This is a genomic window from Flavobacterium sp. LM5, assembly GCF_002017945.1.
GTDB classification, from domain to species: Bacteria; Bacteroidota; Bacteroidia; order Flavobacteriales; family Flavobacteriaceae; genus Flavobacterium; species Flavobacterium succinicans.
This window is the reverse complement of record NZ_MUFX01000005.1, coordinates 153,091-172,720: the sequence shown is the minus strand read 5'-3', so window position 1 is coordinate 172,720 and position 19,630 is coordinate 153,091. Positions and strand designations below refer to the sequence as shown.

Sequence of the window (19,630 nt, the reverse complement as noted above, 5' to 3'; positions counted from 1 at the left end):
TGATTATGTACAGATCTTTATGCTTCTTTTTTTTAGTGCTATTCAATGCTAGTTTTTTGTATGCCCAGCAATTAAATTGTTCAGTTGTAATCAATGCGCAAAAAGTAACCAATACCAATCAGCAATTGATAAAGAATTTAGAAATTGCACTCAATGAATTTGTAAACAAAACCGATTGGACTGGTCAGGAATTAAAGCAAAATGAAAAGATAAAATGCTCTATGTTTATTACGTTATCAGCGGTTTCTTCTGATCAGTTCTCAGGCACAATACAAGTACAGTCTTCTCGTTTGGTATTTAATTCAACTTATAGTTCTCCAATATTTAATTATAACGATAAAGACTTTAATTTTAAGTATGTGGAGTTTGAAAACTTAGTGTATAATCCTAATGTTTTCGACTCTAATTTAGTATCGGTGTTGGCCTATTACAGTTATATTATTTTGGGTTTAAATATGGATACGTTTAAGTCTTTTGGTGGGAATTCCTATCTTGAGACGGCACAAAATATTTTAAACGTAGCTCAACAAGGTAGCTACAAAGGATGGAGTCAGTCCGATGGTACGCAGAATCGTTTTTTTCTGATTAATGATTTACTATCACCCACTTTTGCAGCATATCGTCAAGCGTTAATTGAATATCACCAAGGTTTAGATGGAATGAGTTCAGATTTGAAATTGTCTAAAGAAAAAGTAAAGACTTCTATTTTAAATCTGTCTAAAGTCCATCAAACTCGTCCAAATGCTTTTTTGACACGTGTTTTCTTTGATGCAAAGGCGGATGAAATTGCTTCTATATTTTCAGGTGGTCCAAGTATCACTGTTTCAGATTTGTTAGAAACTTTAAATAAAATTTCCCCAATGAATGCTACTAAATGGGGGCAAATTAAGTACTGATTTTTTCCTTTATATTTGCCTTATATTAATAGCTGTATTCAAAACCTATTGTAATGATAATTTCACTTTCTATAAAGAATTTCGCTTTAATTGATCAATTAACTATTGATTTTACTTCTGGTTTTTCTATCATAACAGGAGAAACTGGTGCCGGTAAATCTATTATTTTAGGCGCTTTAGGATTGGTGTTAGGAAAGAGAGCTGACTTGTCCTCTTTGAAAAATGCCAACGAAAAATGTGTGATTGAAGCTCATTTTGAGATATCAAAATATAATCTTAAGCCTTTTTTTGAGGTACATGATTTAGATTATGAGCATGAAACCATCATTCGTAGAGAGATTTTACCTTCTGGAAAATCACGTGCTTTTATCAATGATAGTCCGGTTAATCTTCAAGAATTACAAGAATTGAGTTTGTTTTTGATCGATATACATTCCCAGCAACAAACCCAAGAATTATCTGAAGAAGGAGTGCAGTTTGCAATTATTGATGCCATTGCAAATAATAAATCTGAACTTGTGAGCTATCAAGAGGTGATGAAAGTGTTTCGATCTAGTAAATCGCAATTGGCTTCATTGCAGAAAAAACAAGGAGAGTCGATCAAAGAGCAAGAATACCATACTTTTTTGTTAGAAGAATTATTGTCAGCCAAGTTGGTCAATGGAGAGCAAGAAGTATTGGAAGAGGATTTTGAACGATTAAATAACGTAGAAGTGATAAAGGAAGCAATAGACAAATGCTTGTTGATTGCTAATGAAGAAGAAATCGGGGTTTTACATCATTTAAAAGAAATAAAATCTTCTTTACAACGCGTTGCACCTTTTGGGATCAAATATCAAGAATTGCTAGAGCGAATCAATAGTGTGATTATTGAGTTTGATGATATTAGTAGCGAATTGGATCAACAGTCTGAGCAGCTTTTGAATGATCCTGAGAAATTGGAGTACACCAATCAAAAACTGCAGTTGATTTATAACTTACAAAAAAAACATCAAGTCAATTCTGTAGCTGAACTATTGGCTATTCAAGAGCAATTAGATCAATCTTTGTTGTCAATTAGTAATTTAGAGTCTGAAATGGAATTGCTAAAAGCTACTATTGCTAAAAACGAAGAAGAGCTTGATGTATTGGCTACAGCGATTCATGAAAAAAGAATGGATTCTATACCAATATTAACAGAGAAGCTTACTTTTATTCTAGATAAATTAGGTATGCCAAATGTTCGTTTTAATATTGATTTGAGTTTTGGTGCTACTTATTTTGCCAATGGAAAAGACGAATTGCAATTTTTGTTTTCGGCCAATAAAGGAGGTGATTTCGGGTTGCTTAAAAAAGTAGCTTCAGGTGGTGAAATGTCCAGAATTATGTTGGCTGTAAAAGCAATTTTAGCACAGTATTCCAAAATGCCTACCTTGATTTTTGATGAAATTGACACTGGTGTTTCTGGTGAAATTGCCATTCGAATGGGTGAAATTATGAAGCAAATGAGTGCGTCGATGCAGGTTTTTGCTATCACACACTTGCCACAAATTGCAGCAAAAGGGGATTCTCATTTTAAAGTACTCAAAACTACGGTTGGAGAAGGAACTACCTCCGAATTACGATTACTAACGGAAGAAGAACGAGTGGTAGAGATTGCACAAATGCTTTCGGGAGCCTCCATTTCTGAATCCGCTTTAAATCACGCCAAAGCCTTGCTCAACTAAAAAAATGGGCTATATTTGCCGATCAATAAAAGCAATTTCAATTCAAAATTTTATTAATAGCTTTTTATATTTTTAAAAAGAAAATCCAATACTATGATTATTGAACCAAGAATGAGAGGATTTATTTGTTTGACATCACACCCAGAAGGATGCGAACAAAACGTAAAAAATCAAATAGAATACATCAAATCAAAAGGACCAATTGCAGGAGCCAAAAAAGTGTTGGTTATCGGAGCTTCTACAGGATTTGGATTAGCGTCTAGAATTTCGAGTGCTTTTGGATCTGATGCAGCTACCATTGGTGTGTTTTTTGAAAAACCATCAGCAGAAGGGAAAACCGCATCGCCAGGATGGTACAATTCGGCCGCCTTTGAAAAAGAAGCGCATAAAGCGGGTTTGTATGCCAAAAGTATTAACGGTGATGCCTTTTCAAATGAAGTAAAACAACAAGCCTTAGATTTAATCAAAAAGGATTTAGGTCAAGTAGATTTAGTGGTGTATAGTTTGGCTTCTCCAGTGCGTCAACATCCAGTAACTGGCGTGTTGCATCGTTCTACATTAAAACCAATTGGCGGGGTATATTCAAATAAAACCGTTGATTTTCATACAGGAAATGTATCTGAAATTTCGATTCAACCTTGTGAGGGTGATGATATCGAAAACACTGTAGCTGTGATGGGTGGAGAGGATTGGAGTATGTGGATTGAGGCCTTAAAAGCTGAAAATTTATTGGCTGATGGTGCAATGACAGTAGCATATTCTTACATAGGACCTTCATTAACGGAAGCTGTGTATAGAAAAGGAACGATTGGTCGTGCAAAAGATCATCTAGAAGCTACTGCTTTTACTATTGCCGATAGTTTAAAAGAAATCAACGGACAAGCTTTTGTTTCTGTAAATAAAGCCCTAGTAACACAAGCGAGTTCAGCTATTCCAGTGATTCCACTATATATTTCTTTGTTGTACAAAATCATGAAAGAAAAAGGAATTCATGAGGGTTGTATTGAACAAATACAGCGTTTGTATAGCGAGCGTTTGTTTACTGGAAACGCAATTGCTACTGATGACAAAGGACGTATTCGTATTGACGATTGGGAAATGCGTGAAGATGTTCAAGCCTTAATTGCTGAATTATGGCCTCAGGCTACTACTGAGAACCTTGCTGAAATTGGTGATCTTGAAGGATACCGTCATGATTTTTATAATCTTTTTGGCTTCGAGTTTGATCAAGTAGATTATAAAGCGGATACTAACGAAATGGTAAATGTTTCAAGTATCGTTTAATTGATAAAAAAAGAGTAACACCTTATTTGTTTTATGTAATGTAAAATCAAATAAGGTGTTTTTTGTTGGAAAAAAATCACAAGATATGTACAATTTATTGAAAGGAAAAAGAGGTATTATTTTTGGGGCTTTAGATGAAAATTCTATTGCCTGGAAAACCGCTGAGAGAGTCCATGAAGAAGGTGGTGTTTTTGTATTAAGTAATGCGCCTGCTTCTATTAGAATGGGTTCAATAGATGCTTTAGCGAAAAAAACCGGAGCGCTAGTTGTTCCTGCTGATGCTACATCGGTAGCTGATTTGGAAAATTTAGTAGAGGAAGCAATGATACATTTAGGGGGAAAGATTGACTTTGTGTTACATTCTATCGGTATGTCTGTCAATGTGCGTAAAGGCAATCATTACACGCAACAGAATTATGACTTTACTCAAAAAGGTTGGGATGTTTCGGCTGTTTCTTTTCATAAAGTGTTACAGGTTTTGTACCATAAAGACGCCATGAATGAGTGGGGGAGTATCGTAGCTTTGTCGTATATGGCAGCTCAGCGCGTTTTTCCTGACTATAATGACATGGCAGATAACAAAGCTTTTTTAGAGTCTATAGCGCGTAGTTTTGGCTATTTTTTTGGAAAGAAGTCCAAAGTTAGAGTCAACACCATTTCGCAATCTCCCACAGCAACCAAAGCGGGGTATGGAGTAAAAGGTTTTAATGGTTTTATCAACTATGCTGAAAAAATGGCTCCTTTAGGCAATGCTTCTGCCTTGGATTGTGCCAACTATACTGTCACACTTTTTTCTGATCTTACCCGAAAAGTTACGCTGCAAAATTTAATGCACGATGGCGGATTTTCTAATGTAGGAGTCAGTCAAGAAATAATGGAAATGTTTGAATAAATAGTATCTTTGCATCCCTTTTTAAAGTAACAACAAGTTTAATACCACTTTTTTTATATGTTTTTTTCGTTAATAATCCCGGTTTATAATCGTCCTGATGAAATTGATGAACTTTTAATGAGTTTAACTAAAATGGAGTACCCAGACGTTTATGAAATTGTTATTGTAGAAGATGGTTCAACAATTCGATGTCAGGAAGTTCTCGAAAAATATGCTACTTCATTGAATATTTCATACTATTTTAAACCCAATTCAGGACCTGGTGATTCTAGGAATTTTGGTATGCAAAAAGCAAGAGGAAATTATTTTATCATTTTTGATTCGGATTGTATTATTCCTTCGAACTATTTACAGGAAGTGTCTAATTCATTGCAAGAGCACTATGTAGATTGTTTTGGTGGGCCGGATAAAGCATTAGATAGTTTTTCGGACATTCAAAAAGCAATCAATTTTGCCATGACTTCTTTTTTAACTACTGGCGGTATTCGTGGCGGTTCTGAAAAAATTGGAAAATTCCAGCCAAGAAGTTTTAATATGGGATTGTCGCGCAAGGCTTTTGAATTATCTAAAGGATTTGGTAATATTCATCCTGGTGAAGATCCCGACTTATCGATTCGTTTATGGGAATTAGGTTTTGATACTAAATTGATTCCTTCGGCTTACGTGTATCATAAACGTCGAATAGATTGGGAAAAATTTTCAATCCAAGTTAATAAATTTGGAAAAGCAAGACCAATTTTAAACAGCTGGTATCCTAAATACAATAAATTGACCTTCTTTTTTCCAAGTCTATTTATACTAGGCTTTTTACTGTCAGTTTTTTTGTATTTGTTCAGTCAACATTTTGATTTTTTACTGCAATTGTACTTTGTTTATTTTCTGGTGCTTTTTATTACCTCTTCTATTCAAAACAAAAACATTAAAATTGGATATTTGTCTGTAGTAGCCGTTTGGAAACAGTTTTGGGGCTATGGTACAGGTTTTTTGCTTTCGTATTTAAAAATCATTGTGTTGAAACAAAAACCGCAGGAGGCTTTTCCTGAACTTTTTTTTAAACTTTAAATGACCAAAATTATTGGCTTAACAGGTGGTATTGGAAGCGGTAAAACAACTGTAGCGACTATTTTTAAAGCGCATGGTTTACCTGTTTATATTGCTGACGAAGCTGGGAAAGAGGTCATGAAAGACCCTAGTATTCTATTAGCCATTCAAAAAGCGTTTGGACAAACTGTATTTGAAAATGGTGTTCTTGATCGTAAAAAATTAGCTTCTCTTGTTTTTTCAGACAAAGATAAATTACAACAGTTAAATGCTATTGTACATCCCGCAGTGGCCAGACACTTTGCTTCTTGGCTAGAAAATCATCAAAATTTTGACTACGTAATTTATGAATCGGCCATATTATTTGAAAGTGGTGGCGATACTAAATGTCATGCTGTAATCACTGTTGTTGCTTCTGAATCTGTTAGAATTCAAAGAGTTATGCTCAGGGATGCTGCTTCCAAAGAACAAATTCTTCAACGGATGAAGGTGCAATGGACGGATGAACAACGCCTCGAAAAAAGTCAATTTGTAATTAATAATGACTCCCTTGTTAATACAGAAAAGCAAGTTGTTAAAATTCTTAATATTTTATAGAAACAACAATTTGAGGATTAATTGTTAATATTTGGTTAATGCATTATTTATTATATTGTTAAAATGTTAATTTTGTGGCATGAATAGAATGTTTTTTAGATTATTGGTATTGTTAATGAGTTTGTCCCTAATTGGGATTATTCTTGTTCAAGTGTATTGGTTTAACTCTTCCTTTAACAATAACGATGAGCAATTTAAATTTCATGTCAAACAAGTAATTGGAAATGTAGCCGAAAAACTCGAAAAGCAAGAAGCTTATAATTTCTACAACAACATTAATAAACTAAAAGATAGTACAGGTAAGATTCCTCAACGTGAAGATATTTTGGAATTCACCCTAGTTCAAAAGAATAAAAAAACCAATAAAACTATTGTGTATTCCAATAGTATTATTTCTGAAGACTATAATATTAATCCAACTTTTTCTTCAGGTGAAAAAGATGATTTAAAATTTAAAAGTTTTAATTCCAAGCGAAAGACGGAGATTTATAATAACAATGGTATTGATGATTACGACTATCAAAAAAGTTTAATACCTGATGTGAAAATTGAAAAGTCAGGTAGTTTAGCAATTTTAGATAATGCCCAATTAGAAATTACCTATAAAGATTTTGCTGCTGCTTTGCCGATACATGAGCGAGTATCGAATGACGTTCTTACTAAATTGATTAAAAAAGAATTGGAAGCAAATGGGGTTAATACTCATTTTGAATTTGGGGTGTATAGTAATGGATTAGCAACCAAAATTCGATCTGAGAATTTTACCTACGAGAAAAATGCAACGTATACAACGCCGATTTTTACCGATAATGAAGGAACAGAGAAGTATAAGTTATTGGTAACGTTCCCAAATAAAAAGAAGTTTTTATTGTCAGAGTTGGTAAGTATTACCGTTTTATCGGTCATTTTTACGTTGATTATTTTGATTGCTTATACATCGGCTTTGAATCAATTGATTCGTCAAAGACAAATTTCAGAGATCAAAACCGATTTCATCAATAATATGACACATGAATTTAAAACACCTATTGCTACGATAAATTTAGCTTTAGATGCAATTCGGAATCCAAAGATTATTGATGACAAAGAAAAAGTGTTTAAGTACCTTGGAATGATTCGGGAAGAAAACAAACGAATGCATGCTCAAGTAGAAAACGTACTTCGAATTTCGAAATTAGAAAAAAAGGAGTTGGATATTATTAAAGAGTCCACTAATGCAGAAGAAATCATTGAGGATGCTATCGAACATGTTAATTTGATTTTGGAAGACAGAGAAGGAAGTTTGAAATTGCATTTTGGTGCCAATAGAACTACGGTTTTATTAAATGATTTTCATTTCACCAATGTAATTGTGAATATTTTAGAAAACGCGATCAAATACACCCAAGGGCCACCTAAAATTGATGTTTATACCGAAAACATCAAGGACATGCTTTTAATAAAAATTAAAGATAATGGTCTTGGGATGAGCAAAGCCGCTCAAAAAAGAGTATTTGAAAAATTTTATCGAGAGCATACGGGCGATTTGCACAATGTAAAAGGGCACGGTCTTGGATTAGCCTATGTAAAACAAATAGTAGAAGACCATAACGGTCAAGTATACGTAGAAAGTGAAAAAGGAAAAGGGAGTACCTTTATAATAAAAATACCACTAATAAATTAGCAAATGGAAAATGTAAATAAAAAAATTCTACTTGTAGAAGACGATTTGAATTTTGGAGCTGTTTTAAAAGACTATTTAATGCTAAATGACTTTGAGGTTGTTTTAGCTAAAAATGGAATGGAAGGTTTTGAGAAGTTTAAAAAAGATAGTTACGATCTTTGTATTTTAGACGTAATGATGCCATACAAAGACGGATACACACTTGCCAAAGAAATCCGTGAAAAAAACAGCGAAGTGCCAATCATATTCTTAACCGCAAAAACGATGAAAGAAGATGTGATGAAAGGTTACAAAGCAGGTGCCGATGATTACCTTAACAAACCTTTTGACTCAGAAGTATTGTTAATGAAAATTAAAGCCATCATTCAAAGAAAATCTTCTGAAGTTAAAACAGATCAGATTCAATTTGAATTCAATATTGGTAAATTCCACTTGAATTCAAAATTGAGATTTTTGACTTTTCAAGACGATGAGCCAGTGAAATTATCACCAAAAGAGAATGAATTGCTTAAAATGCTAATTCTTCATGAAAATGATTTGATGCCAAGAGAATTAGCCTTGACCAAAATCTGGAGAGATGATAACTACTTTACTTCAAGAAGTATGGACGTGTACATCGCCAAATTAAGAAAATACCTAAAACCAGACGAAGATGTTGAAATTTTAAACATCCACGGTGAAGGATTTAGACTAGTAGTAAAAAGTAACACTACAGCATAACAAAAAAAAGCTTCGAAACATTTCGAAGCTTTTTTTTTATTTAAAATGTAATTGCAACGCAAAGCAGGTTTTGCCCTCTTTGGTAATAGAAAAAATAGTTTCCTCCTCTTTGCTATTTTCGTGAATTTGAACCGAATCCTTCAGTGATAATTCTTTCAAAAAATTCATCTCAAAACTATCCAATCTTTGTTTTAAAATAAGCTCAGTGTCCACCAAATCAAGGCACCATTCAAAATATTTTACGTTGTTAACATGGTTTACAATGTCCAAATCTGAAAGACAAACCGTTTTTTCAAACAAAATCTCTTTTTCGTGATGAATGTCAATTTTTGAAAAACTATCCTTTGTAGCCTTTTTATCTGGATACAGCTCAAAATGTTCATAAGGCAAGGCCAAGGCTTCAGGTCGACGCTTTTGAGTATTAAAAACCGCCCAAAACGTCTCTGATCCTACAATTTTTTTTCCGTTAACATGTACTTCTAAAGCCCGTACGGAACGCGAATTTTCGAGAGAATTTATCCAAGTACTCACCGTTACCGTGTCTCCCCATTTAGGTAAAGACTCAATTTCAACCCGCATTCTGCTCAAGACCCACGCTTGGTGAAACTCCTGCATGTCGGCAAAACTAATACCACCCAATTCTGAGTGTGCCGCCGCAGTCAATTGCAACAAATTGCATAATTCCGTATATTTCAAAAAGCCATTAGGCGCACATTGTGTAAAATTGATCTCCCAGTCTTTAGACAAGATCGAAGAGAAATTTGGGGATATAGGCATTCAAAAAAGTTTTAAGAGGTAAACAAAGTGTATTCGTAAAAATTAGGAGCAAAACATTCGGCATTTTAATAAACATCGTACCCGCCATCATTCCTAAACTTGTCCGCCGAACCCCGGCGCACAAGGTTTATCCCTTCTGTCGGGGCTAAATGAGCAGCATTTGGGATTTTTTATTATGTCATTTTTGAGTCAATATGTTCGATAATAACATTTTTATCGGTTGTAAAATCAAACCATTTAGTATTTTCTTTTCGTTTAAACCAAGTAAGTTGTCGTTTAGAAAAACGTCGGGTATTCTTCTTTATTTCCTCAATAGCAAATGCCAACTCGCATTCGCCATCAAAATGGCTGAATAACTCTCTATAACCCACCGTTTGCAAAGCATTCAAGGCTTTATGAGGATACAAACTTCTAGCTTCTTCAACTAAACCTTCCTCGATCATGATATCCACGCGTTGATTGATGCGGTCGTACATAAGAGCTCTTTCGGCTTCAAGACCAATGATGATCGGGGTAAAATTTCGGTTGTTTTTCTTTTGATTTAAGAAAGAAGAATAAGGTTTTCCACTACCAATACACACTTCAACAAAACGCATCATCCGCTGAGGATTCAATAATGTTTGGGGATTTTCAAGCGTTATCTTTTCAAAATAATAGAGATCTAGCGCCTTTAGTTGCTCTTGTAAATAAGCTATACCTTCTTTTTCATACTGTAATTGAATCCTTGTTCGCACCGCAGGGTCAATTTCAGGAAAAGTATCGAAACCTGTTAAAACCGCGTCAACATAAAGCCCAGAACCTCCTACCAAAACCACATAATCATTGGTCGTAAATAATTCGTCTATTTTTGATAGCGCTTCTTTTTCATAATCTCCAACCGTATAATTTTCAAAAATAGATTTGTTTTGAATACAATGGTGCCGAGCCGATTTGAGTTCCTCAAGTGAAGGTACCGCCGTCCCAATACGCATTTCTTTAAAAAATTGCCTACTATCGCACGAAACAATTTCACAGTTATAATGCTGAGCCAGTAGAATGCTTAAAGCTGTTTTTCCAATAGCTGTTGGCCCCACAATAGTAATTAAATATTTCATTGTTTTGAATCTCTAAAAATGAATCACTTTCAGTGTTTTGCTTTTTCGAATATGGCTCTGAATAATGTTTTTAGCATCGCGATTGTTTTGCATCGGAATTAAAATATTAGCCAATATCTCCGGATTTGTGATTTGGTAATTTAAGTCATAAAAAGCATAGCCTTTGTAAATTCCGTTTTCTATTAGCACCGCAGATCGTTCGCTATACTTTCGTCCTTTGTCAAGAATAATCATGTTTTGACTTTCAAAGTCGTGCTCTTTTATGAAAAGTTCTACTCTTTGGTTGTAGTCTTCCGCTGAAACTTCGCCAACACAGGCGCCATCACACTCTTTTATAGTATATTGAAAACACTCTTTCTTAGTTTGATATAGTCCGGTTAATTTCTGGCAAAGATGATATTTGGATGTAATTTTAAGAACTGTGTTTTTAGCTTCTTGCAAGGATGAAAAGGATGTAATTTCTTTTTTTCGCCCATCGTATTTTTGAATTTTTAGGTTCAAGTAGCCATTTTTATCTTTTTCGGAATAGAGTGCCAATTGAAAAATACTTTTACGTTGGGCACGATTCAAAATGGGTTTGTTGATTTTGATTTCTTCACTTTCTTTGAGTAAAGCAATCAATTCACTTCCGGTTTCTTCATACGTTACGGTAAATACTTCGGCTTGAATTTTCTTGCACTTGTTTGATTTTCCTGTAAAATGTTGGTTAATTCTCTTTTTTATATTTCGGCTTTTACCAATATAAATCAGGTTGCCCTTATCGTTATGAATATAATAGATCCCCGTCTTTGAGGGCATATTTTGAACAATATCTAAGAGTTTTGGTGCGATTCCTTTCTCAATTTCAGTTTTGATCAACTGTTTGATGATGGTTTTTTCAATATCTTTTTCTAATAAAAGTTTAAAGAGTTTTACGGTAGCCAATGCATCGCCACTCGCACGATGTCTGTCAGCCATTGGGATACCAAGTGCTCGCACTAATTTTCCTAAACTATGTGAAGGTTGTTCGGGTAGTAATTTTTGAGACAACTCAACAGTGCACAATGATTTGATGTTGAAATCATAGCCTAAACGACGAAACTCAGTTCGTAATATTCTACAATCAAAACTAGCATTGTGTGCTACTAAAACGCAATCGTTGGTGATTTCGATGATACGTTTGGCGACTTCAAAAAATTTAGGAGCCGAAGTTAACATGGCATTATTAATCCCAGTCAATTTTACCACAAAAGGCTGTATGGGGATTTCAGGATTAACCAAACTAATAAATTGATCTACTATTTCGTGACCGTCAAATTTATAAATAGCAATCTCGGTGATTCCTTCTTCGTTAAATTGTCCTCCTGTGGTTTCTATGTCAAGTATTGCGTACAAAATTCAGTGTTCAGTTTTCAGTTTATAGTAATCAGTTTATACATCATATATCCTTAATCTAGAATCATTGATAATTATCTACCGCCAAAGATACTACTTCCTATTCTAACCATAGTACTACCACATTCGATAGCTAATGAGTAATCGCCAGACATTCCCATAGAAATAGTGCTCAGTTGGCAGTTTGTAGTTTCCAGTTTTTGTATGTTATCAAACATAGATTTTAAGTGGGTGAATTCTTTTTTGATTTGGTTTTGATCATTGGTAAAGGTTGCCATCCCCATGAGTCCAACAATTTTAATGTTTTTCATTTGGGTAAAAGTAGGAGAGGAGAGGAGTTGTTGTAATTCTTGTTCGTCCAAACCAAATTTTGATTCTTCCTCGGCGATATAAATTTGTAATAAGCAATCAATAATTCGGTTGTTTTTTAGCGCTTGTTTGTTGATTTCTACTAATAATTTAAGGCTATCTACACCGTGAATTAGTGAAACAAAGGGCGCCATATATTTGACTTTATTAGTTTGAACATGACCAATCATATGCCAAGCGATATTCTTGGGCATTTGTTCCCATTTATCCACCATTTCTTGGATTTTATTTTCGCCAAAAATACGTTGTCCTGCATTGTAAGCTTGCATCAAATCTGATACGGGTTTGGTTTTTGAAACCGCTACTAGTGTTACTTGTTCTGGAAGTGATTCCTTTATTTTTAGTAAATTTTCAGCTATTGGCATTATGTGATTTTTTATAGATCTTCCGGCTTTGTTACCCTTAAGCAAACTTATTAAATTAATAGCTCTTTTTACGCATGGAGTAGGGTCTTCTTTTTATGGGGTGTTTAATTTTATTCTTTATTTAACCATTTAGTATTGGTGCCAATGTGTAATCGATTTGTTTTAAAAAAAAATAAGCCTGAGTTCGTCAGGCTTATTTCGTATTGTTCTTTAATTGATTAATCAAATTTTGATTTTACTTCTGCTTTTGGCCAGCTATTGTTAGTGACATCAATATCGGCAGTTTCTAATTTTGGATCGATTTCAATTTTTTTGATTGCTTTGGTAGTAGCATATACTTTCTTGGCTGTATCGTTGTTTTTTCTCCAAATTTGTGCTGGATATTTGAAATTTTCTGTCGTACCATCTTCATAAGTGATTTCCACTAAAATTGGCATGATTAAGCCTCCGGGTTTGTTGAATGCCACTTCATAAAAATATTTTGGTGCATTTAATGATGCTTTTTCCTCGGCTGTTAGTTTTTCATTCACATAATCCGAAAGCAATTTGAATTCGTCGATTTTCAACGCTTTCTTGTCAGCTTCTTTTAATTCTTGATTTGTTCCATTTACTAAATAAACAAAAGGTCCTTTTTCTTCTCCGAAACGCCCTTTTCTTAGTTTGGAATTTTTTAATTCGGTAGTTGGTGTGTCGGTTACGTAATATTGTTTTACTTCTGTAATGCCAATATCTACAACATCGGTTGAGTAAAACCAACCTCTCCAGAACCAGTCAAGGTCAAAGGCAGAGGCGTCTTCCATTGTTCTGAAAAAGTCCTCAGGTGTTGGATGTTTGAATTTCCAACGATTGGCATAGGTTTTAAAAGCATGGTCAAATAATTCACGACCCATTACGGTCTCTCTCAAAATATTGAGGGCTGTAGCGGGCTTACCGTAAGCGTTATTTCCGAAATTGATTATGCTTTCAGAGTTGCTCATGATAGGCTCTAGCATTTTTTGATCACCACTCATGTAAGGAACAATGTTTTTGGCAGGTCCACGTCTTGATGGGAAGTTAGTACCCATTTCTTGTTCGGCCATGTATTGCATGAAGGTATTCAAACCTTCATCCATCCAAGACCATTGGCGTTCATCTGAGTTCACAATCATTGGAAAGAAGTTATGCCCTACTTCATGAATAATTACTCCAATCATTCCGTTTTTAATCTGAGGATTGATGACACCGTTAGCATCGGGACGCCCAAAATTCCAACAAATCATAGGGTATTCCATACCTTGGTCTTCTGCTGAAACAGAAACTGCTTTTGGATAAGGATAATCAAAAGTGTGAGCGGAATAGCTCTTTAGGGTATGCGCAACTGTTCTTGTAGAGGTTTCTTCCCAAAGCGGGTTGGCTTCTTTTGGATAGACAGAAGTAGCCATAACGACTTTACCACCTAACTGTACAGCCATTGCATCAAATATGAATTTTCTAGAGGTTGCTATTCCAAAATCACGTACGTTTTTAGCACTAAATTTCCAGGTTTTCTTTTGTGTTGCAAAGCCTTTTTCAGCTGCTTCTGCTTCTGCCTGAGTAACAATTATAACAGGATTATCAAAACTCTTTTTTGCTAGTTCATATCGTTTGAATTGGGCAGGGGAGAAAACTTCAGCTGGATTTTGTAATTCTCCTGTGGCTTCCATAACGTGGTCTGCAGGAACAGTGATGTTTACATCAAAATTTCCAAAAGGGAGCGCAAATTCTCCTGTACCCCAAAATTGTTGATTTTGCCATCCTTCTACATCATTGTACACGGCCATTCTTGGATAAAATTGGGCAATTACATATAGACGATTGCCATCTTTTTCAAAAAATTCATAACCTGATCGAAATCCATCTTGTTGGTAATTATTGATATTATACCACCACTTTATTGAAAATGATATTTTTTCACCAGGTTTCATGGCAATAGGTAAATCAATACGCATCATGGTTTGATTTACGGTGTATTTCATTGGATTGCCTTTGGCATCTTTTACGTATTCTATTTTGAATCCACGATCTAGCCCCTGTTTTAAATATTCGTTGGTGAATTTATTGGGTGTTAGTACTTGTTCAATTCTTTCGTTTTCAGCTAAGGGTGTTTGCGAATTTTTGGCTGCTTGGTTTTGATCCAATTGTAGCCATAAATACTCGAGTTTATCGGGAGAGTTATTGTGATAAGTAATGGTTTCAGCTCCGCTTACTTTTGCGTTTTTGTCATCTAATTCAAGATCAATTTTATAATCGGCTTGTTGTTGGTAGTAGGCCGGACCAGGTGCACCAGAGGCTGTACGAAACATATTTGGCGTAGCTAACAAATCGTACATTTGACTAAATTTATTGGTGTCGTATGCGCCTTGTTGTTTTTGGATTGTGGTGGTGGTTTTTTCTTGGGCAATAAGTATTGCGGGTAGTAATAAAAGAAAGATGGTTTTTTTCATATATAGTTTGGCGTTTTAAGCTGGTGAAAATAATTATTTTAACGAAACGGCACTACAATTAGTTATAGTTTAACATTTGTATTTTGGAAGAGTCCGTAAAATTCAAGCTTTTTTTGGTGTTGTTTGCGGTAAAATGCATGATATTTTGTTGGTCAGCATTCCCATCCATTAAAATTGTATTTTGAATATTGAAACTTTTGACCTTCGAGATGTTGGTGATGCTCCAATAGCTGACCAATACATCTTCTTCAACATCACTCGATAGGTAATTCAAATGGTGCAACTGCCCGTTTATTTTTATTACTAAGTTGTCAGTAAAATACTTTTTTAGTAAAACAATTTCTTCTGGTTTTTCGGGGCCGAATCCAATTTGAGTTGCTTTGTGATATTTTTTTTCTAAAGTTTGGTTGATATCATCTAGAAAGATGCGAGAAGTGATTTGCACTCTTTTTTTCTCAGGAACAAATTGCACCTGAAAAATGGCAACATAAAATTTATGAAGTTCAAATGAAGATAGACTTAGCGCTAGAAATAGTAAGGCAAAGGTTAAAACTGTTTTTTTCATTGCTCAAAAGTACTGAAACTTTTAAATTCTATATTCTTACTTATTAGAAAATCATAGAGAAAAAAATCATCATATTCAGTAATGACTTGTGTTGCTTTTTTGTCTTTTTCGCAAAAAGAGAGAAAGAGCAAGATTTCACTTTCTTTTATTTTTAATGTATTAACAAAAAAAGAAGTTGGCGTTTTTCGAGTTACTTCCTTGTAGAAATTTATCGTTTTTTGTTTTTCTTCTAAAGCAGGTTCTTTCTTTTTAATAATTTTTTTGAACTCTTTGAACAAGCGTACTAAATCGGTTCCGTTTGGAATGGGGGATGAAGGCATTAGTGGGTTTGTTGGCGACGATTGGTTATCGGCAAAGTACTTTTTGTCAACGTATTTTTGAGAATTAGCACTAGTTGGGCGAATTTCCTTTTGATTGAGAATGATGACTTCTTTGAGTTCATTGTCAAACATTTCTAGCGTTACTTCTAAAACGGCAGGATTGAAATTCAATGTATTCAGTACTATTGTTTTGGGTAAACAGGCTAAACCGGTAAAAAGTAAAGTGTCTTTTGGTTTGGCTAAAATTTCGAAATATCCGACCTCTGTAATAGGTTGCCTTGTTTTGGAGTTCAAGTTTAAAACGGTTCCATTGGCTACTACTCCAAACTGTGTAGAAACTTTTCCGTGAAGTCTTGTTCGTTCTTGGGAATACGCAAGAGACACAAATAATAAAAAAGCATATAAGATTTTAGTTTTGGTGATCATTGGTTTGTAGTTCGTTAAAAGTGACGGCTAATTGTAACATTGCTAGTAGAATTTGTGCTTTATTATTGCTTTCTATAAGCTTTGCCAATGCACTGTTTTCGATACAATAATATTGAAAAGCATTGATCTTATCGTCGGTAATATGAAACGTTTTTTGATAGTCCTCCGTCGTAAACCATCGTTTTAATTTTTCTAGATTGGTTTCTTTCTTTTCTACTTCAAGGTTTTTTTTGAGCATGTCTTTTCGGCCAGAAAGGGTATTGATTATACCGCTTATGCCACCAGATCCTGAGGCTAATCTTCTTTCAGCAACAGTATAAGTTCGCTGGTTTTTTGGGATTATGCCCAATGCTCGGCTATTAATATTAGCATATTGATTGATCACTACTTCATCTAATTCAATGGCTTTTGGAGTCATATTAATAGTAACATAATCATTTAAAAGATCCTCTTTATGGATGATCTTTTTATAGGCTTGAAAGTTTTTAGAAGCAAATATCAAAACATCTGCGATGTTTACCTTTATTTCAAATTCACCGTTGGTATCTACTTTTGTGCTTTTTTCCGAAGCGAGGTTCACTACTTCAATTTCAGTAAAAATACCAGAGTTGGTGATAATTTTTCCTTTGATCATTTTACCCTCTTCTTGTACTTGTCCCAGAAGTAACTGTGTGCTCAAGAACAGGAATAGTGTTTTGGCTTTAGTTTTTTTCATCAGTAATGATTTGAATATACTGTTCAGCGAGTTTAATGATCAAAAATTCGCTCATGGTTTTGTTTTTTGCTTTTAATGAGTTGGTAAATCCCATGTCTTCAATGCAATAGTATTGAAATCCTTTGATATATTCTTTCGGGATATTGAGCTTATTTGTGTAATACTCTTCTTCAAATAAGTACTCTAATTTTTCTAAATATGTTTGTTTTCTTTCAATGACTACTTCTTTTTTGAGCATTTCGGTTCTTCCAGAAAGACCATTTAAAATCCCATCTAAACTGCCTTTGGTTGCGGTTTGCAATTTTCTTTCGGCTGGGGTGAAATGTTTGGTAGCCATTGGAATTCCAAGTTTTTGAGGGGAAATATCATTGTCTCCACCAATAATGATGTTTTTTAAAACAATACTTTTTAGATTCATTTCAATTTTTAAATCTTTTTGGATTAAATCTAATTTGGTTACAATTTTGGTAAGGGTTTCCAAATTAACCGCAGTAAAAAGTAAGACATCTCCTTCGTTAGCCGGAATCCTAAAAAAACCTTGAATTCGGCTTGAGGTAGAGGCTCCGGTGGTTTCGTTTTTGATATTAATCCCATCTATAAAATTGGATGCTACCATAATTCGTCCCTGAACGACTCTTTCTGTACTTATTTGACCGAAAAGTTGTGGGATAGCGAAAAAAAGCAATAGTAAGAGTATGAAATTATTCTTCACTCAGTATGTTTTTGTTAAAGGTAATGGCCAATTCTGATAGTGCTAATGCTGTTAATTTTTGATTTCCAGCAGTGAAATGGGAGACAAATGTACTGTCTTCAATACAAAAATATCTAAAAGCATCGATGTACTTGCTTGGAATGCTTAGTTTTTTTTGGATGTAATCATTGGGATAAAGTATTTTTAAGCGTTCCAGAATTTTTTCCTTTTTTTCAATTTCAAGCTCCTTTTTTAATTTTTTGGTTCGGCCACTGATCTTATTGATTACAGGATCCAATGGCATTCCTCCACCTAGAATTGCTAACAAATGTATGGGTTTAAAATCCCCCGCAGTTTTTAATCTTCTTTCCGCTGGGGTATATTTTTTTTGATTTTCAGGAATAATATGTAGTTTTTCGGCGGTAATTGCTTGGTTTGTCGTAATGATTACTTCGTCTAAAGCAATGATTTTTGATGTCATTTCTATAAAAACGGTTTGTGATTCATATTCTTTTAGGGTTATTTTTTTTCTTTTGGTTTCTAAGTGAGTAGCGCTAAAATGCAAAACATCACCCATTTTACATGCGATACGAAAAGATCCGTTTTGATTTGTTTTCGTAGTTGTGTTTGAATTTTCATTGCGTACAACTACATCTTCGGTGTTGGTGTTTGAGCTAATAATACGACCAGAAAGGACTACTTCATTTTTTGGTTGAGCCTGCAAGTGTATTATAGTTGATATTTGAAAAAAAAGAGCTAACCAAATTCTCATTTTTGTACCGATGATGATTTGAAGTAAAAGTATTGTAAGTCCTTGCTAATAAAACACTAATAGATTGGTAAAAATATGTTAATTTACAAGAAGAATTGGTCTTTTGATATTCTGTTTTTTCAACAATAAATAGCACTCATTTTAATATCTTAGCTCTTTAAATTTATTATAATGAAAAAAGTTATCATAGCTAGTACTTCAACGCTACACGAGGGAGAGTATTTGGATTATTTATTACCAGAATTACAACATCATTTTGAAGGTTGTCAAACTATTTTGTTTATTCCTTTTGCGCGTCCTGGAGGTATTTCGCATGACGAATACACGGCAAAAGTACGAGGGGCTTTTGCTAAAATTCAGCTTCAAGTTCAAGGAATTCATGAATTTGAAGACAAAAAGCAAGCCATTCAGCAGGCCAAAGGAATTTTTACTGGCGGAGGTAATACTTTTTTATTGGTGTCGCAACTGTATCAATACGAGTTAATGCAACTCTTGTCTGAAACTGTTAAGAATGGAACGCCTTATCTAGGCACTAGTGCTGGAAGTAATATTTGCGGATTGAGTATGCAAACCACCAATGATATGCCAATTGTATATCCTCCAAGTTTTCAAACTTTGGGATTGATTCCTTTTAATTTAAATCCACATTATTTAGATCCAATGCCTGATTCTACTCACATGGGAGAAACTCGTGAAACTAGGATTAAAGAATTTCATGCTTTTAATGCTGTTCCTGTATTGGGATTGCGAGAAGGAAGTTGGCTGGAAGTAAAAGGAGATTCGGTAGTTTTAAAAGGCAATTTGAGTGCGCGTTTGTTTTTGCAACATCAAGAGCCCGTAGAAATGAGTGCAGGAGCTGATTTAAGTCAGTTGAATTAAGGGTAATAAAAAAGCCGAAACA

Annotated in this window: 19 protein-coding genes; 9 read left to right on the top strand and 10 right to left on the bottom strand. The window is 34.4% G+C overall.

The annotated features are described in order from the left end of the window. Window positions 1–5: 5 nt before the first annotated feature. The 8 genes from BXU11_RS14620 to BXU11_RS14585 all read left to right on the top strand — a co-directional run bounded on the left by BXU11_RS14620 (window position 6) and on the right by BXU11_RS14585 (window position 8,799). Window positions 6–896, top strand: a complete 891-nt coding sequence (locus tag BXU11_RS14620; RefSeq protein ID WP_024980824.1) for a DUF4835 family protein — start codon at window positions 6–8, stop codon at window positions 894–896. A 53-nt stretch (window positions 897–949) separates the two neighbouring features. Continuing rightward, window positions 950–2,602, top strand: coding sequence for a DNA repair protein RecN (gene recN / locus BXU11_RS14615; RefSeq protein ID WP_078213079.1), 1,653 nt, complete (start codon window positions 950–952; stop codon window positions 2,600–2,602). Window positions 2,603–2,695: 93 nt separating this feature from the next. Next, entirely contained in the window at window positions 2,696–3,886 is a 1,191-nt protein-coding gene (fabV, locus tag BXU11_RS14610) for an enoyl-ACP reductase FabV (protein WP_078213078.1), read from the top strand. A gap of 85 nt (window positions 3,887–3,971) precedes the next feature. Continuing rightward, the gene (locus BXU11_RS14605; RefSeq protein WP_078213164.1) at window positions 3,972–4,778 is read left to right on the top strand and encodes an enoyl-ACP reductase; all 807 of its coding nucleotides are present in this window, start codon (window positions 3,972–3,974) and stop codon (window positions 4,776–4,778) included. Between the two features lie 57 nt (window positions 4,779–4,835). After that, window positions 4,836–5,840, top strand: a complete 1,005-nt coding sequence (locus BXU11_RS14600) for a glycosyltransferase family 2 protein (RefSeq protein WP_078213077.1) — start codon at window positions 4,836–4,838, stop codon at window positions 5,838–5,840. Then, window positions 5,841–6,416 (top strand): dephospho-CoA kinase, encoded by a 576-nt coding sequence (gene coaE, locus BXU11_RS14595; protein WP_078213076.1) that lies wholly within the window; start codon window positions 5,841–5,843, stop codon window positions 6,414–6,416. Window positions 6,417–6,495: 79 nt separating this feature from the next. Next, window positions 6,496–8,079 (top strand): sensor histidine kinase KdpD, encoded by a 1,584-nt coding sequence (locus tag BXU11_RS14590; RefSeq protein WP_024980819.1) that lies wholly within the window; start codon window positions 6,496–6,498, stop codon window positions 8,077–8,079. A gap of 3 nt (window positions 8,080–8,082) precedes the next feature. Continuing rightward, window positions 8,083–8,799: a response regulator transcription factor gene (locus BXU11_RS14585; RefSeq protein WP_078213075.1), complete on the top strand. Its 717-nt coding sequence runs from the start codon at window positions 8,083–8,085 to the stop codon at window positions 8,797–8,799. Between the two features lie 36 nt (window positions 8,800–8,835). On the opposite strand, the gene BXU11_RS14580 is transcribed toward BXU11_RS14585, so the two are convergent. The 10 genes from BXU11_RS14580 to BXU11_RS14535 all read right to left on the bottom strand — a co-directional run bounded on the left by BXU11_RS14580 (window position 8,836) and on the right by BXU11_RS14535 (window position 18,729). Beyond that, on the bottom strand, window positions 8,836–9,576 hold the full coding sequence (locus BXU11_RS14580; protein WP_078213074.1) for an acyl-[acyl-carrier-protein] thioesterase: 741 nt from the start codon (window positions 9,574–9,576) through the stop codon (window positions 8,836–8,838). 173 nt (window positions 9,577–9,749) lie between these two features. Continuing rightward, complete coding sequence (miaA, locus tag BXU11_RS14575; RefSeq protein ID WP_078213073.1) at window positions 9,750–10,670, bottom strand: tRNA (adenosine(37)-N6)-dimethylallyltransferase MiaA; 921 nt, start codon at window positions 10,668–10,670, stop codon at window positions 9,750–9,752. A gap of 12 nt (window positions 10,671–10,682) precedes the next feature. Then, window positions 10,683–12,044, bottom strand: coding sequence for an exonuclease domain-containing protein (locus BXU11_RS14570; protein ID WP_078213072.1), 1,362 nt, complete (start codon window positions 12,042–12,044; stop codon window positions 10,683–10,685). 74 nt (window positions 12,045–12,118) lie between these two features. Continuing rightward, entirely contained in the window at window positions 12,119–12,778 is a 660-nt protein-coding gene (locus BXU11_RS14565; RefSeq protein ID WP_024980814.1) for a YggS family pyridoxal phosphate-dependent enzyme, read from the bottom strand. A gap of 218 nt (window positions 12,779–12,996) precedes the next feature. Beyond that, window positions 12,997–15,240, bottom strand: a complete 2,244-nt coding sequence (locus BXU11_RS14560) for a M1 family metallopeptidase (RefSeq protein ID WP_078213071.1) — start codon at window positions 15,238–15,240, stop codon at window positions 12,997–12,999. Between the two features lie 58 nt (window positions 15,241–15,298). Next, window positions 15,299–15,805 carry a DUF6702 family protein gene (locus BXU11_RS14555; protein ID WP_078213070.1) on the bottom strand — a complete coding sequence of 169 codons (507 nt, stop codon included), beginning with the start codon at window positions 15,803–15,805 and terminating at the stop codon, window positions 15,299–15,301. Continuing rightward, window positions 15,802–16,551 (bottom strand): hypothetical protein, encoded by a 750-nt coding sequence (locus BXU11_RS14550; protein ID WP_078213069.1) that lies wholly within the window; start codon window positions 16,549–16,551, stop codon window positions 15,802–15,804. The genes BXU11_RS14555 and BXU11_RS14550 overlap by 4 nt, the downstream gene beginning before the upstream one ends. Then, complete coding sequence (locus tag BXU11_RS14545; RefSeq protein ID WP_078213068.1) at window positions 16,535–17,266, bottom strand: hypothetical protein; 732 nt, start codon at window positions 17,264–17,266, stop codon at window positions 16,535–16,537. The genes BXU11_RS14550 and BXU11_RS14545 overlap by 17 nt, the downstream gene beginning before the upstream one ends. Next, entirely contained in the window at window positions 17,253–17,978 is a 726-nt protein-coding gene (locus BXU11_RS14540; protein WP_024980809.1) for a hypothetical protein, read from the bottom strand. Before BXU11_RS14540 ends, BXU11_RS14545 begins: the two co-directional genes overlap by 14 nt. After that, on the bottom strand, window positions 17,968–18,729 hold the full coding sequence (locus BXU11_RS14535; protein ID WP_078213067.1) for a carboxypeptidase-like regulatory domain-containing protein: 762 nt from the start codon (window positions 18,727–18,729) through the stop codon (window positions 17,968–17,970). Before BXU11_RS14535 ends, BXU11_RS14540 begins: the two co-directional genes overlap by 11 nt. A 171-nt stretch (window positions 18,730–18,900) precedes the next feature. On the opposite strand from BXU11_RS14535, the gene pepE reads away from it, so the two are divergent. Beyond that, window positions 18,901–19,608 carry a dipeptidase PepE gene (gene pepE / locus BXU11_RS14530; RefSeq protein ID WP_078213066.1) on the top strand — a complete coding sequence of 236 codons (708 nt, stop codon included), beginning with the start codon at window positions 18,901–18,903 and terminating at the stop codon, window positions 19,606–19,608. Window positions 19,609–19,630 lie beyond the last annotated feature (22 nt).

Bases quoted from the DNA above. Each gene is read 5' to 3' on its own strand.
- BXU11_RS14620 (WP_024980824.1), top strand. From the start codon at position 6: ATGTACAGATCTTTATGCTTCTTTTTTTTAGTGCTATTCAATGCTAGT.
- recN (WP_078213079.1), top strand. From the start codon at position 950: ATGATAATTTCACTTTCTATAAAGAATTTCGCTTTAATTGATCAATTA.
- fabV (WP_078213078.1), top strand. From the start codon at position 2,696: ATGATTATTGAACCAAGAATGAGAGGATTTATTTGTTTGACATCACAC.
- BXU11_RS14605 (WP_078213164.1), top strand. From the start codon at position 3,972: ATGTACAATTTATTGAAAGGAAAAAGAGGTATTATTTTTGGGGCTTTA.
- BXU11_RS14600 (WP_078213077.1), top strand. From the start codon at position 4,836: ATGTTTTTTTCGTTAATAATCCCGGTTTATAATCGTCCTGATGAAATT.
- coaE (WP_078213076.1), top strand. From the start codon at position 5,841: ATGACCAAAATTATTGGCTTAACAGGTGGTATTGGAAGCGGTAAAACA.
- BXU11_RS14590 (WP_024980819.1), top strand. From the start codon at position 6,496: ATGAATAGAATGTTTTTTAGATTATTGGTATTGTTAATGAGTTTGTCC.
- BXU11_RS14585 (WP_078213075.1), top strand. From the start codon at position 8,083: ATGGAAAATGTAAATAAAAAAATTCTACTTGTAGAAGACGATTTGAAT.
- BXU11_RS14580 (WP_078213074.1), bottom strand. From the start codon at position 9,576: ATGCCTATATCCCCAAATTTCTCTTCGATCTTGTCTAAAGACTGGGAG.
- miaA (WP_078213073.1), bottom strand. From the start codon at position 10,670: ATGAAATATTTAATTACTATTGTGGGGCCAACAGCTATTGGAAAAACA.
- BXU11_RS14565 (WP_024980814.1), bottom strand. From the start codon at position 12,778: ATGCCAATAGCTGAAAATTTACTAAAAATAAAGGAATCACTTCCAGAA.
- BXU11_RS14560 (WP_078213071.1), bottom strand. From the start codon at position 15,240: ATGAAAAAAACCATCTTTCTTTTATTACTACCCGCAATACTTATTGCC.
- BXU11_RS14555 (WP_078213070.1), bottom strand. From the start codon at position 15,805: ATGAAAAAAACAGTTTTAACCTTTGCCTTACTATTTCTAGCGCTAAGT.
- BXU11_RS14550 (WP_078213069.1), bottom strand. From the start codon at position 16,551: ATGATCACCAAAACTAAAATCTTATATGCTTTTTTATTATTTGTGTCT.
- BXU11_RS14545 (WP_078213068.1), bottom strand. From the start codon at position 17,266: ATGAAAAAAACTAAAGCCAAAACACTATTCCTGTTCTTGAGCACACAG.
- BXU11_RS14535 (WP_078213067.1), bottom strand. From the start codon at position 18,729: ATGAGAATTTGGTTAGCTCTTTTTTTTCAAATATCAACTATAATACAC.
- pepE (WP_078213066.1), top strand. From the start codon at position 18,901: ATGAAAAAAGTTATCATAGCTAGTACTTCAACGCTACACGAGGGAGAG.